The organism is Rubrivivax sp. A210 (assembly GCF_904426505.1).
Taxonomy (GTDB): domain Bacteria; phylum Pseudomonadota; class Gammaproteobacteria; order Burkholderiales; family Burkholderiaceae_C; genus Rubrivivax.
Genome location: NZ_CAJGBN010000007.1, coordinates 51859 through 64431, shown reverse-complemented (window position 1 = coordinate 64431; position 12573 = coordinate 51859). Strand labels below are relative to the sequence as shown.

Here is a 12573-nt window from a genome sequence, read left to right as displayed (position 1 = left end):
ACAGCCGGGAGTCAGGCCGGTGAATGCCGCCGCATCAGCGCCTGCCCCATGCGGATGCGCTGCCCGCTGGCAATGCCGGGCGCGAGGCTGATGCCCGGTGGCGCGAAGCAGATGATGGTGGAGCCATGCTCGAACCAGCCCAGCTCCTGGCCCTTGGTGACGGCCGCGTCGCAGGGCATCTCGTTTGGCCCGGGCCAGCGCAGGTGCAGCAGCACGTCCAGGAAGTGCAGCCGGATGCTGGCCACCAGCACCGCCGCCACCGGCACCAGGGCCAGCGGCTCGCCGCTGCTCAAGCGCATGCGGATGAGCGCGCGCTCGTTGCGGCAGAACAGGCGCTGCACGCGCTTCAGGGCAATGGGGTTGACGTTCCAGGTGTCGCCGCTGAGGTAGGTGACGTGCTCGATGCGGCCGTCGTGCGGCGCGTGGAAGCGGTGGTACATGGCCGAGGTCAGGCGCAGCGTGACGAAGCTGCCGCCCTCGAAGGGCGCGGCGCGCTCGGCGCGGCCGAACAAGTCTTCGATGCGGTAGCCCATGCCCTTGGCCTGCCACAGCTGGCCCGCCTTCACCGTGCCGCAGGCGCCGACGATGGCGTCGCAGGGGCTGGCCAGCACGGCCGCATCGGGGTCGACCTGGCGCGCGCCGTCTTTCAGCTCGCGCGTGAAGCAATCGTGCAGGCTGTCGAAGCGCTGCTTGCGGGCATCGCTGAGGTCGAGCTCGGTGAACAGCCGCCACACGGCGATGGAGGCGCGGCACAGCCAGGGGCTGCGCAGCTTGCTGTACCAGCCCATGAAGCGCGTCGCCGCCTGGCGCGGAATGCGGTTGGTGACGAGGAAGTTGAGATCCTCGCGCAGCAGCAGCCAGGCGCCGGACTTGCTATCGTGCCGGGCTGCGGGCTCGGCCCGTGTGTCGGTGCCGGGGTGGGTGGCGGGGTGGATAGAGGGTTTGCTCATGCGGCCGTGGGCTGAATGGCGCGATGCTGTGGTCGTCGCATGACGCCGCGGTGACCCGCGGGCGGCGTTTTCGTGACGGTGCGGCAGCCGGGTGATTCATCAAGCCGTCAAGGCGCGGCCCTACAAAGCGCCATCCTCACTGGAGCACCCACGATGATCGAACCCACCGGCTACTCCGTCCTGGCCCTCGCTGCGCTGCTGGCAGGCCTGCCGCTGGCGCGCCGCAGGCTGGAGCTTTCGCTGGCCAAGCACCCTTCGCTCACCGGGCACTCGCGCATGGCACGCCGCGTGGCCGGCCTGATTCCGGGCTATGCCTATGACGAGGAGCGCTTCTTCGCCTCCGACAGCGCACCGGCCGCGGTGCAGGCGCAGCGCCGTGCCGGCTTCCAGCGCCTGGCCGCAACGCTGTCGGCGCGCCATCCGCAATCGGTGGCGCTGACGAAGCAGGTGCGCGAAGGGCTGTCGGACCTGCAATTCACCAGCACCTACCGCGTGCCCTTCCAGTACAGCCACTACCTGCGCCAGCACATCGCCATCGGCGCCTTCGTGCAGCGCACCGACGGCGTGACGGTGACCGATCTCGACGGCCAGCGCTTCATCGATCTCACCGGCTGCTACGGCGTCAACGTCTTCGGCCACGAGTTCTACAAGTCCTGCATCCAGGAGGGCGGCGCACGCGTGGCCGACCTGGGCGCCGTGCTCGGCAGCTACCACCCGGCGCTGGCCTTCAACGTGGCCGAGTTGCGCCGCATCTCGGGGCTGGACGAGGTGTCGTTCCACATGTCGGGCACCGAGGCCGTGATGCAGGCCGTGCGCCTGGCGCGCTATCACACACGGCGCAAATGCCTGGTTCGCTTCTCGGGCGCTTACCACGGCTGGTGGGAAGACGTGCAGCCCGGCCCCGGCAACCCGCTGCCGCCGGCCAACACCTACACGCTCAAGGAGATGGACGAGGACACGCTGCGCGTGCTGCGCAAGCGCAACGACATCGCCTGCGTGCTGGTCAACCCGCTGCAGGCCCTGCACCCCAACAAGGCGGCACCGGGCGACGGCTCGCTGCTCGACAGTGGCCGCAGCGCCCATTTCGACCGCGAGGCCTACACCGCCTGGCTGCGCCAGCTGCGCGAGGTGTGTACGGCGCGCGGCATCGTGCTCATCTTCGACGAGGTCTTCATGGGCTTCCGCCTGGCTCCGGGCGGGGCGCAGCAGTACTTTGGCGTGCGCGCCGACATGGTGACCTACGGCAAGACCCTGGGCGGCGGGCTGCCGGTGGGCGCGGTCTGCGGCAAGGCCGCGCTGATGAAGCGCTTTCGCGAAGAACGCCCGGCCGACATCTGCTTCGCCCGCGGCACCTTCAACTCCCATCCCTGGGTGATGGGCGCGATGCAGGTGTTTCTGGAACGCCTGAAGAGCGCGCCGGTGCAGGCGCTGTACGCCGGGCTGGACGACACCTGGAACCGCCGCGCCCAGCAGCTCAACCTGCAGCTGCGCGAGCGCGGCCTGCCGGTGCAGGTGGCCAACCTGCAGACCATCTGGACCGTGTCCTACACCCTGCCCTCGCGCTACAACTGGATGCTGCAGTTCTACCTGCGCGAGCAGGGCCTGGCGCTGAGCTGGGTGGGCACGGGGCGGCTGATCTTCAGCCTGGACTTCACGGCGCAGGATTTCGACGAGGTCTGCGCCCGCTTCGTGGCCGCCGCCGCCGCGATGCAGGCCGACGGCTGGTGGTGGCAGGCGCCGGCGCTCACCAACAAGGCCATCCGCCGCGGCGTGCTGCGCGAACTGCTGCGCGCACGCTTCTGAGCCAGGGCCCGGAGCCGGCCAGCCGGCTCCGGAAGCGGGGGCTTGCTGCCCCCCGCAAACGGCGTTTCAGTGGCCCCGGACGTGATGCATCGGGTCCAGCAGTTCGCCGCGCAGCAGGTGCAGCGGCGCGCGCCAGTACAGCATGATGTCGTGGAACGGGTCGGTCAGGATCTTGGTGGCCCAGGCCAGCCCGGCCAGCACGCCCTGCATGAAGAACAGATGCACGGTGCGCAGCAGCACGCCACCCACGCCCAGCGCCAGCCAGGCCATGCCGACATCGTGCAACCAGGCCTGCACGCCCACGGCCGGCACGATCAGCCCCCCCATGTCCGGCAGCAGCCACAGCAGCAGCGGCAGCAGCGCCCACACGCTCAGCAGCACGATCTTGCGGCGCAGGTTGTAGCCCACCTTGATGGCTTCCTTGTGCTCGTCGCTGGCCTGGTTGACATGGTCGTAGCCGCGCGGCTCGAAAAAGAAGTGCCCGGCCTGGCGCGTGGTCATGGACACCAGCCAGGCGATCAGCGCCGCCAGCGCGGGATCGAAGAACAGCACGACATAGGCGCACAGGAAACTCACCGCGCTGATGAAGTGCAGCGACTGGTTGATGCGGCTCTGGTGGTAGTAGCGATGGTCGTCCCAGCGCTGCAGCGCCAGCAGTTTGAGAAATCGGCTCACCTTGGTTTCCTTTGCTCGAATGCCGGACGGTCCGGTGACGGCATCGTGACTGCGCGCCGTGAAGCCTGCGTGTAGCGGGCATGACAGGAGCATGTCGTCCCAGGCCGGCGCCACATCCCGCGGCCCTGTCATCGAACTGTTGCGAGCGGCGGCGAGCATGCGCGCATGACGCCCACTCCCCGCGATCTGCTCATGGTCGACAACCTGCTGCCCGTGCAGCGCTCGCTGCGCGTGGCCGTGGTCACCGAGACCTACCCGCCTGAAGTGAACGGCGTCGCCGCCACCGTCTCGCGCGTGGTCGATGGCCTGCTGCAGCGCGGCCACGAACTGCAACTGGTGCGGCCGCGCCAGGACCGCACCGACAGCCCCAACGACAGCGACACCGACGGCGGCCGCTTCGCCGAGGTGCTGATGCGCGGCCTGCCCATTCCGCGCTACCCGCAGCTGAAGATGGGCCTGCCTTCGCGCCGCGCCCTGGTGCGGCTGTGGACAGCACGCCGGCCCGACCTGGTACACCTGGTCACCGAAGGCCCGCTGGGCTGGTCGGCGCTGCAGGCGGCGGCCCAGCTCAAGCTGCCGGTGGTGAGCGACTTCCGCACCAACTTCCACGCCTACAGCAAGCATTACGGCGTGGGCTGGATGCGCGCGCCCATCATGGCCTATCTGCGCAAGTTCCATAACCGCTGCGCCTGCACCATGGTGCCCACCGATGCCCTCAGGCGCGAGCTGGAAGCCAGCCGCTTCCAGCGCGTGCAGGTGGTCTCGCGCGGCGTGGACACGCAGCGCTTCGATCCGGCACGGCGCAGCGATGCCCTGCGCGCGGCCTGGGGTGCGCGGCCCGACACGCTGGTGGCCATGTGCGTGGGCCGCATCGCGCCCGAGAAGAACCTGCAGGCCGTGCTGGACGCCGCCGCGGCCATGCGCGAGGCCGAGCCCGCCATGCGCCTGGTGCTGGTGGGCGACGGGCCCGACAAGGCCCGGCTGGAGCAGACCCACCCCGAGGTCGTCTTCGCCGGCCTGCGTCGCGGTGACGATCTGGCGGCCCATTACGCCTCGGCCGATGTCTTTCTCTTCGCCAGCCAGACCGAGACCTTCGGCAATGTGGTGATGGAGGCCATGGCCAGCGGCCTGGCTGTCGTCGCCTACGACCAGGCGGCGGCGGGCGAGCTGATACGCCATGGCCACAACGGCCTGCTGGCGCCCAGCGGCGACGGCGCCCTCTTCAGCCACCTGGCGCGGCAACTGGGGGGCGACCTGCCGCGGGCACGCGCCCTGGGCCTGGAGGCCCGCACGACCGCCAGGCGCATGGACTGGGGCCGCATCGTCGATGCGGTCGAGGCGGCCTATGCCCAGGCCATGGCCCAACCCTGGCCGCAGCCCCGCGTGGCCTGGGCCGGTGTCATGCCGGCGGCGTGAAGACGCCGGCCGCCGCGGGCCCGCGGCGGCGTACACGTTCGCGCAGGTAGAGCACGGCCACGCAACCGGCCACCAACAGACCCAGCGCCACCATGATGCTGCGGATGTCGCAGTCCAGCGCCAGCAGGCCGGCAAAGGCCGCCAGCATCACCAGCACGCTCAGGTTCTCGTTGAAGTTCTGCACCGCGATGGAGCGGCCGGCGGTCAGCAACTGGTGGCCGCGGTGCTGCAGCAGTGCGTTCAGCGGCACCACCAGGGCGCCGCCCAGCGCCCCCGCCGCGGCCAGCAGGGGCAGCGCCGGCAGCCAGTGGTCCACCAGCGCCAGCAGCGGCACGGCCACGCCCATGGCCACGCCCAGCGGCAGCACGCGCCAGGCCTGGTCCAGGCTCACGCGATGGCCGGCCAGCGCCGCGCCGGCGACGATGCCCACCGCCACCATGGCCTGCAGGTAGGCGGCGCGGTCCAGCGGCAGGCCCAGCACGTCCACGGCCCAGCGCAGCACGGCGAACTGCATCACCGCGGCAGCGCCCCAGAACAGCGTCGTCACCGCCATCGACAGCCCGCCCTCGGCGTCGCGCCACAACCGGCGCTGCGCACGCCCGAAGGAGCGCAGCAGCGCCAGCGGCGCACGGTGGGCGCGGCGGTAGCGCGCGCCGCTGTCGGGGATGCCCAGGTTGAGCAGCGCGGCCAGGGCGTAGAAGGCCAGCAGCAGGGCCGTGGCGGCGTCCAGCGGCGCCAGCGCCGGCCACCCCTGCAGGGCCAGGCGCGTGGCGGCCGGGCTGATGAGCGCGCCGCCCAGCACCGCGCCCAGCAGCACGGCGCAGACGGTGGAGACCTCGATCCAGCCATTGGCCGCCACCAGGCGCCGCGCCGGCACGAGTTCAGTCACGAGGCCGTACTTGGCCGGCGCATAGGCGGCGGCGCCGACACCGATGATGGCCATGGCCAGCAGCGGGTTCAGCCCGCACAACAGCGCCAGCACGCCCAGCACCTTGAGCGCGTTCATGGCCATCATCAACCGCGCCTTCACAAAGGCATCGGCCAGCGGCCCCACGAAGGGCGCCAGCACCACATAGGCGATGGTGAAGAAGAACTTCAGCAGCGGTGCCCACCAGGCCGGGTGGCCTTGCTGCTGCAGCAGGGCGATGGCGACGATGAGCAGGGCGTTGTCGGCCAGGGCCGAAACGAACTGCGCGGCGATGAGCAGGTGAAAGCCAGGGGGCATGGGCACGCGGTGCAAACCGCTGATTGCACTGCCGCGCCATGCCAGGCGCGTGACCGCCGCGCGACGAATCGGTGACGCCCCGCGCGCCCGGCCGCGGCAGCGCAGAATCCAGCGATGAAAACCCCTGCCCGCCTGCAGCCCCTGCTCGACGAAGGCCTGATCGACGAGGTGCTGCGTCAGCTGATGAGCGGCAAGGAGGCCAAGGTCTATGTCGTGCGCTGCGGCGACGAGATGCGCGCCGCCAAGGTCTACAAGGAGGCCGAGCAGCGCAGCTTCCGCCAGGCGGTGGACTACACCGAGAACCGCAAGGTCAAGAACAGCCGCGCCGCACGCGCCATGGCCAAGGGCACGCGCTACGGCCGCGAGATGCAGGAGGCCGCCTGGCAGAGCGCCGAGGTCGACGCGCTGCGCCGCCTGGCCGCCGCCGGCGTGCGCGTGCCGCGGCCCGGGCATTTTCTCGACGGCGTGCTGCTGATGGAACTGGTGACGGACGCCGAGGGCCATGCCGCACCGCGCCTGAACGACCTGCAGTTCGACGAGGCCGAGGCCATCGCCCACCACGACAGGCTGATCCAGGAGGTGCTGCGCATGCTGGGCGCCGGCGTCGTACACGGCGACCTGTCGGAGTTCAACGTGCTGATGGCCGCCGACGGGCCGGTCATCATCGACCTGCCGCAGGCCGTGGACGCCGCGGGCAACAACCACGCCCAGCGCATGCTGCTGCGCGACGTGGCCAATCTGCGCGACTTCTTCGGCCGCTTCGCGCCAGCGCTGCTGGCCACCCGCTACGGGCCCGAGATATGGGATCTCTACAGCCGCGGCGTGCCGCTGCAGACGGCGGTACTCACCGGCCACTACACGCCGCCCCAGCGCGCCACCGATGTGCAGGGCGTGCTGCGCGAGATCGCCGACGCAAGCGCCGAGGACGCAGCGCGCCGCCTGCGCATGGGGCTGGCATGAGTCCCGATGCCCGCCCCTTCAGTGCCGCCGCCGAGCGCAACCGCGCGCCCATCCTGGCCGAACTGCTGCGCCTGCTGCCGCCCCGCGGCACGATGCTGGAAGTTGCCGCCGGCAGCGGCCAGCACGCGGCCCACTTTGCCGCCGCCCTGCCCGCCTGGGACTGGTGGCCCAGCGATGGCGACGCCGCGTCGCTGCCCGGCATCGCGGCCTGGTGCGCCGGGCTGGCCAACGTGCGCCCGCCATTGCAGCTGGACGTGCTCGCCCCGGCCTGGCCTGCCGTGCCGGCGCGGCTGGACGCCGTCTACTGCGCCAACATGATCCACATCTCGCCCTGGCCCTGCACGGCGGCGCTGATGCAGGGCGCCGCGCGCCATCTGGCGAACAACGGGCTGCTGATCCTCTACGGCCCGATGCTCATCGATGGCGTGATCACCGCGCCCGGCAACCTGGCCTTCGACGCCAGCCTGCGCGAGCGCAACCCGGCCTGGGGCCTGCGCCGCCTGGTCGATGTCGAGCGCGAGGCGGGCCGGGCCAGCCTGGTGCTGCGGGAGCGGGTGGCCCTGCCGGCCAACAACGGCTTGTTCGTGTTCGGCCGTGCCGGCCCGGGCTGAGCCCGTCGCGCAAGCCTGAACGCGCCGCGGCTCAGCCTCGGCGCGCCGCTTCTATGGCGGCGATGTCGATCTTGCCCATCTCCATCATCGCCTCAAAGGCGCGCTGGGCGGCGGCGCGGTCGGGGTCGGCAATCGCGGCCATCAGGGCGCGCGGCGTGATCTGCCACGACAGGCCCCAGCGGTCCTTGCACCAGCCGCAGGCGCTGGCCTGGCCGCCGTTGTCGACGATGGCGTGCCACAGGCGGTCGGTCTCGGCCTGGTCGTCGGTGGCCACCTGGAACGAGAAGGCCTCGCTGTGCCTGAAGGCCGGGCCGCCGTTGAGGCCCAGGCAGGGAATGCCCAGGACGCTGAACTCCACCGTCAGCACATCGCCCTGCTTGCCCGATGGGTAGTCGGCCGGCGCGCGATGGACGGCGCCCACCGCGCTGTCCGCGAAGGTGGCGGCATAGAAGTGCGCGGCATCGAGCGCGGTGCCGTCGTACCAGAGGCAGATCGTGTTCCTGGCGGCCATGGCGGTTCTCCGGTTGTCTGTCTCCAACAAGCATAGAGGCAGGCCTCGCCCTCACCAAAGGCCATGGCCTCTTCGCGGACCGTCACCCCCACGAACGGCGCCCCGTCGCATCACGCATCGCCGTTGGCCTGTGCTAATTTGCGCCACGCTCGCCCAATCATCGGAGGTAACCATGGCACAAGCAGCAGGCGCGAAAACGCCCTGGCACATCTGGGGCGTGGGCACCCTGGCCCTGTTGTTCAACGCCGTGGGCGTGTTCGACTACGTGATGAACCTGGCCCAGGGCCCGGCCTACCTGGCCAGCGCCGGCATGACGCCGGAACAGGTTGCCCACTACCAGGCGCTGCCGGCCTGGATGATGGGGGTCTGGGCCATCGGCGTCTTCGGCGCCTTCGGCGCCTCCCTCCTGCTGCTGATGCGGCGCAGGCTGGCGCTGCCGGTCTTCGTGGTGTCGCTGGCGGCCTTTCTGGTGAGCCTGTTCCACACCTATGTCCTGAGCGGTGCCGGCGCCTTGATGGGCACGCAGATGGCGGTCACCAGTGCCGTCATTGCCGTGCTGCTGCTGGCCTTTACCGCCTATGCGCGCCGCATGGCCTTGCGGGGCGTGTTGCACTAGACGCGCGGGCCGGTGAAACAAGGGTCGCAGGGCGATGGCGGGGAGCTGGTCCCGAGGCGGGCATGGCTTGCAAGCACCCCATGTGCAGCGCAGTGTCCGGCGGCAGTTCCGGCCCGCAATCTGTGCCGTGTCTTGCCGATGATGTTTGAACGGCCTATGCCCGACAGAACTTGTCCTGTATTTATTCGATGACCCCACTCTCTGTTGGGTTCTAGGGCCACTTCCCGGGACACCGGCCCCGCAAGAGCAACCCCTGATTTCCGTGAATCCACCGATGTACTCGATTCTTCGCCTGGGCAAGGCCCTTGCCGTCGCCGCCCTGCTGCCCACGGCGGCACTGGCCGTCGCGGTCACGCCGCCCGCCAATCTGGCGACATGGACCTGCGTCGGCGCCTGCGGCGTCGATGGCGTCGATTCCAGCGTCGGCCTGTCGCCGATCGCCGGCCATTCGAGCTATGGCTATGTGACCACCTTCGGATCGTCGGCCACGGGCGTTTCGTCGATCACGGCAGACTCCGGCGGCAATCTGGCCGCGGCCGAGACCAACGGCTCGAAGTGGACCTCCGGCGCCTTTACCGCCCAGGCCGGCCAGACGCTTGACGTGTTCCTCAACTACATCACCTCCGACGGCTCGGGTTACGCCGACTATGGCTGGGCCCGCGTGATCCGCGTCGTCGGCAGCACCGAATCCACCGCGGCATGGATGTTCACCGCGCGCAGCTCCCAAAAAGGCAGCAGCGGCATCATCCCGGGCGGCCTGGTCGGCAGGGACTTCGACCCCAGGGCGACCCTGGTCGGGTTCAAGGACTGGAACATGCAGCTCGCGCCGATGGTTTCGTTCTTCGACACCCTCACCAACACGACGATCTTCTCCAAGACGGACATGGTGTCGCCGCTGTGGAGCCAGCTGGGCAGCTTCGATACGAGCTTCTGCTACGAAGGCGCCAACTGCGGCCAGACCGGCTGGCTGAATTCGCACCTCGTGCTCGGCGCCGGCACCTACAAGCTCGAGGTAGGCGTCACCAACTTCGGTGACGAGGCCTACAACTCGGGCCTGGCCTTCGACTACGCCGGCGTCGTCACCACCACCGTGCCGGAACCCAGCGCGCTGGCCATGGCCCTGGCCGGCCTGGCGGCCTTCGGCCTGGGCGGCATGCGCAGGCGCAAGCCGGTGGCCGCGCAGGCCTGATCGGCCCGCCGCAGGCCCACGGCGGCAGCGGCTTCCCGCCGCCACGCGCGCAACCACGCGCGGTCAGGCCCTGACCACGGCCACCGCCTCCACCTCGATCTTCAAGCCATGGTGCAGTGCCCCGGTGGGCACCACCGCGCGGGAAGGGCGGCTGGCCTGGGCCCACTGGGCGTAGAGCGCATTGAACTCCGGCCAGTGCGCCAGGTCGTCGATGTAGACGCGCACCTGCACCAGGCAGTCGATGCCGCTGCCGCAGGCCGTCAGCACGGCTTCGACGTTGGCCAGCACCTGGCGGGTCTGCTCGGCGAAGCTGGCGTCGACACGCTTCTCGCCGCTGGTTGCGATGGGCAGTTGGCCCGACACGAAGACAAAGCCGTTGGCGACCGTGCCGTGGGAATAGTGGCCGCCCGGCCGCGCGTTCGCCTCGGGGTTGATGGATTGCAGCGTCATGGCGGCTCGTCTCACCATCCGTAGAAGCGGGGCCAGGCCCGGGCCTGGCCGTCAGGCCCCAGTGCCTGGTACACCGGGTGCTGCGCCGCGGTGGCGCAGGCGTGGTTGGGCAGGATGCGCAGCCGCGTGCCGAGCGGAAAGCGCCGTTCGATGTCGCCATCGATCTCGCCCCCACCCTGGCGGCAGACGATGCCGTGCTCCTGGTTGGCGCCGTCCATCACATAGCCCGTGATCGGCTCGCCGGCTTCGCTGCAGACCTGGCCGTAGCCGAAATCGCGCCTCTGCTTGTGCGTGCCGCGGTCGCGGCTCATGGCCATCCAGCCGGCGTCGACGATGGCCCAGCCTTTCTCGGGCTGGTGGCCGATGACGGTGGTGAGCACCGACAGGGCGATGTCCTGCAACGGGCAGACGCCCACGTTGTGCATCACCAGGTCGAAGAAGACGTAGACGCCGGCACGCACCTCCGTGACGCCTTCCAGGCTCTGCGCCGACAGGGCCGTCGGGGTCGAGCCCACGCTCACCGCCGGGCAGGGCAGGCCCGCCTGGCGCAGCCTGTTTGCCGCGCGCACCGTGCCGGCGCGCTCCTGTTCGGCGATGCGGCGCAGCGCCACGGGCTCGTCGCATTCGTAGCTGGCGCCGGCGTGGGCCATCACGCCACCCAGCTTCATGCCGCCGGCGTGCAGCGCCCGGCCCACGGCCAGCAAGGCTTCGGCCTCGGGCGCAATGCCGGAGCGATGGCCGTCGACGTCGACCTCGATCCACACCTCGAAGGCCTCGCCCTGCTGCCGGCCGAAGCGCGCGATGGCCTCGGCACCGGCCAGGCTGTCGGTGATGATCTTGAGCCCGCAGCCCTGGCGGCGCAGCGCCAGCACCTGGGGCAGCCTGGCCGGCACGATGCACACCGCGTAGAGGATGTCGGCGATGCCCGCGGCCCAGAACTGCTCGGCTTCCTTGAGCGTGGAGACGGTGATGCCTTGGGCGCCCGCTTCGAGCTGCGCCTGCACCACCGGCAAGCACTTGCTGGTCTTGACATGGGGGCGGAACTTGACGCCCAGCCCCTCCATGCGCTGCTGCATGCGCGCGATGTTGCGCTGCATGCAAGGGATGTCGACGAGGGCGGCGGGTGTATCGAGTTCGGTCAGGTGGGGCATGCTCTGCGTCCGGTTGCCTGGCGGCACTTTAGCGAGTGACGGACCACCTGCGGCGATGGCCCGCAGGCTCAGGGCGGCGCCAGCCCGAACAGGCCCGCGCCGTTGTCCCAGGCGATGCGACGCGCCGCCGCTTCGGGCAGGTCGGCCAGCCAGCGCCGCGCGTCGGCCATCAGGCTTTCGTAGCCGGCCCAGCGGGCGTTGATCCAGGTGTCCGAGCCGATGACGAAGCGCTCGCTGTGGGCGCTGAGCAGCGCCTTCCACTCGTCGCTCAGGCCGCCACCAGCGCCGGTGAGGCCTGGGCGGTAGGACAGCTCGCCGACTAGCCGTGGGTACTTGAGCAGCAGGGCGCGCACGCGCTCCACCGGCACGCCGGCGATGCCGGTGTGGGCCCAGATCAGCCGCGCCTGCGGCGCGTGGGCCATCAGCTTGTCGATGGCGTCGTCGTCAACATGGGCCAGCACGGCCAGATCCCGGGCCTGGGCCAGTTGCATCAGCTTGCGCGCCACCGGCCCGTTGGCATTGGCGCTGTCGTAGAGGTGGAACTCGCCCAGGCCGCGGTAGGGGCCGGCCGCCGTTCCGGCCGCGAGTTCGCGCAGCACCATCTCGTAGATGGTCTCGTCGTTGAACCAGCTGCCGTAGTCGGCGCGGTTGCGGTACAGGCGCACGAAGGGCACGACCGTGAGCCCGGCCGCGGCGGCCTGTTCGCGCGCCGCGGCCAGCGATTTCGTGCCGTCATTGGGCCTGCTGTTGGCGACGATGGCGCGCACGCCGGCGCGCTTGAGGCGGCCCAGCGCGTCGTCGAGCGGATGCTCCGACATCCAGGCCTCTTCGTTGTAGTGCAGGTGGGCATCGAACAGCGGCCCGGCGTAGCGCTGCGCCAGCGCCGGGGCCGGCAGGGCCAGCCCCAGCGCACAGGCCGCCAGCACCAGGGCTTGTCTGAGGATAGGTCGCAGCATGGTGGACTCCAGATCGGGCACAAGGCGCGCCCAGTCTACGCACGAAGGCCAAGACCCCGG

13 protein-coding genes are annotated in these 12573 nt (G+C 70.5%); 6 read left to right on the top strand and 7 right to left on the bottom strand.

Features of this window, described 5'->3' with window-relative positions; genetic code table 11:
• Positions 1-11 precede the first annotated feature (11 nt).
• Positions 12-950 (bottom strand): archaetidylserine decarboxylase, encoded by a 939-nt coding sequence (asd, locus tag JMV16_RS06830; RefSeq protein ID WP_201493438.1) that lies wholly within the window; start codon positions 948-950, stop codon positions 12-14.
• Positions 951-1103: 153 nt separating this feature from the next.
• Between asd and JMV16_RS06825 the strand changes: the two genes are divergently transcribed.
• Positions 1104-2753 carry an aminotransferase class III-fold pyridoxal phosphate-dependent enzyme gene (locus JMV16_RS06825; protein WP_201493437.1) on the top strand — a complete coding sequence of 550 codons (1650 nt, stop codon included), beginning with the start codon at positions 1104-1106 and terminating at the stop codon, positions 2751-2753.
• Positions 2754-2819: 66 nt separating this feature from the next.
• Here the strand turns inward: JMV16_RS06825 and JMV16_RS06820 are convergent, their stop codons facing one another.
• Positions 2820-3428 carry an Mpo1-like protein gene (locus tag JMV16_RS06820; RefSeq protein ID WP_201493436.1) on the bottom strand — a complete coding sequence of 203 codons (609 nt, stop codon included), beginning with the start codon at positions 3426-3428 and terminating at the stop codon, positions 2820-2822.
• 165 nt (positions 3429-3593) lie between these two features.
• Between JMV16_RS06820 and JMV16_RS06815 the strand changes: the two genes are divergently transcribed.
• The gene (locus JMV16_RS06815; protein ID WP_201493435.1) at positions 3594-4844 is read left to right on the top strand and encodes a glycosyltransferase family 4 protein; all 1251 of its coding nucleotides are present in this window, start codon (positions 3594-3596) and stop codon (positions 4842-4844) included.
• On the opposite strand, the gene lplT is transcribed toward JMV16_RS06815, so the two are convergent.
• Positions 4828-6069: a lysophospholipid transporter LplT gene (lplT, locus tag JMV16_RS06810; RefSeq protein WP_201493486.1), complete on the bottom strand. Its 1242-nt coding sequence runs from the start codon at positions 6067-6069 to the stop codon at positions 4828-4830. The genes JMV16_RS06815 and lplT overlap by 17 nt on opposite strands.
• Positions 6070-6183: 114 nt before the next feature.
• On the opposite strand from lplT, the gene JMV16_RS06805 reads away from it, so the two are divergent.
• Positions 6184-7029 (top strand): PA4780 family RIO1-like protein kinase, encoded by an 846-nt coding sequence (locus tag JMV16_RS06805; protein WP_201493434.1) that lies wholly within the window; start codon positions 6184-6186, stop codon positions 7027-7029.
• Positions 7026-7640 (top strand): DUF938 domain-containing protein, encoded by a 615-nt coding sequence (locus JMV16_RS06800; protein WP_201493433.1) that lies wholly within the window; start codon positions 7026-7028, stop codon positions 7638-7640. The genes JMV16_RS06805 and JMV16_RS06800 overlap by 4 nt, the downstream gene beginning before the upstream one ends.
• Positions 7641-7671: 31 nt before the next feature.
• Here the strand turns inward: JMV16_RS06800 and JMV16_RS06795 are convergent, their stop codons facing one another.
• On the bottom strand, positions 7672-8151 hold the full coding sequence (locus JMV16_RS06795) for a VOC family protein (RefSeq protein WP_201493431.1): 480 nt from the start codon (positions 8149-8151) through the stop codon (positions 7672-7674).
• A gap of 172 nt (positions 8152-8323) precedes the next feature.
• Here JMV16_RS06795 and JMV16_RS06790 point away from each other — a divergent pair, with 172 nt between their 5' ends.
• Both JMV16_RS06790 and JMV16_RS06785 read left to right on the top strand, forming a co-directional pair.
• Positions 8324-8767, top strand: coding sequence for a hypothetical protein (locus JMV16_RS06790; RefSeq protein ID WP_201493430.1), 444 nt, complete (start codon positions 8324-8326; stop codon positions 8765-8767).
• 274 nt (positions 8768-9041) lie between these two features.
• Positions 9042-9956 (top strand): NF038132 family protein, encoded by a 915-nt coding sequence (locus JMV16_RS06785; RefSeq protein ID WP_201493429.1) that lies wholly within the window; start codon positions 9042-9044, stop codon positions 9954-9956.
• Positions 9957-10019: 63 nt separating this feature from the next.
• Here the strand turns inward: JMV16_RS06785 and JMV16_RS06780 are convergent, their stop codons facing one another.
• From JMV16_RS06780 to JMV16_RS06770, 3 genes are all read right to left on the bottom strand, one after another.
• Positions 10020-10406 carry a RidA family protein gene (locus tag JMV16_RS06780; protein ID WP_201493428.1) on the bottom strand — a complete coding sequence of 129 codons (387 nt, stop codon included), beginning with the start codon at positions 10404-10406 and terminating at the stop codon, positions 10020-10022.
• Positions 10407-10417: 11 nt separating this feature from the next.
• Positions 10418-11557, bottom strand: coding sequence for a DSD1 family PLP-dependent enzyme (locus JMV16_RS06775; protein ID WP_201493427.1), 1140 nt, complete (start codon positions 11555-11557; stop codon positions 10418-10420).
• Positions 11558-11625: 68 nt separating this feature from the next.
• Positions 11626-12513: an amidohydrolase gene (locus tag JMV16_RS06770; RefSeq protein ID WP_236580396.1), complete on the bottom strand. Its 888-nt coding sequence runs from the start codon at positions 12511-12513 to the stop codon at positions 11626-11628.
• Positions 12514-12573: the final 60 nt, after the last annotated feature.

Coding starts and splice junctions, on each gene's coding strand:
- asd (WP_201493438.1), bottom strand. CDS start 950: ATGAGCAAACCCTCTATCCACCCCGCCACCCACCCCGGCACCGACACA.
- lplT (WP_201493486.1), bottom strand. CDS start 6,069: ATGCCCCCTGGCTTTCACCTGCTCATCGCCGCGCAGTTCGTTTCGGCC.
- JMV16_RS06815 (WP_201493435.1), top strand. CDS start 3,594: ATGACGCCCACTCCCCGCGATCTGCTCATGGTCGACAACCTGCTGCCC.
- JMV16_RS06805 (WP_201493434.1), top strand. CDS start 6,184: ATGAAAACCCCTGCCCGCCTGCAGCCCCTGCTCGACGAAGGCCTGATC.
- JMV16_RS06825 (WP_201493437.1), top strand. CDS start 1,104: ATGATCGAACCCACCGGCTACTCCGTCCTGGCCCTCGCTGCGCTGCTG.
- JMV16_RS06770 (WP_236580396.1), bottom strand. CDS start 12,513: ATGCTGCGACCTATCCTCAGACAAGCCCTGGTGCTGGCGGCCTGTGCG.
- JMV16_RS06775 (WP_201493427.1), bottom strand. CDS start 11,557: ATGCCCCACCTGACCGAACTCGATACACCCGCCGCCCTCGTCGACATC.
- JMV16_RS06785 (WP_201493429.1), top strand. CDS start 9,042: ATGTACTCGATTCTTCGCCTGGGCAAGGCCCTTGCCGTCGCCGCCCTG.
- JMV16_RS06780 (WP_201493428.1), bottom strand. CDS start 10,406: ATGACGCTGCAATCCATCAACCCCGAGGCGAACGCGCGGCCGGGCGGC.
- JMV16_RS06795 (WP_201493431.1), bottom strand. CDS start 8,151: ATGGCCGCCAGGAACACGATCTGCCTCTGGTACGACGGCACCGCGCTC.
- JMV16_RS06790 (WP_201493430.1), top strand. CDS start 8,324: ATGGCACAAGCAGCAGGCGCGAAAACGCCCTGGCACATCTGGGGCGTG.
- JMV16_RS06800 (WP_201493433.1), top strand. CDS start 7,026: ATGAGTCCCGATGCCCGCCCCTTCAGTGCCGCCGCCGAGCGCAACCGC.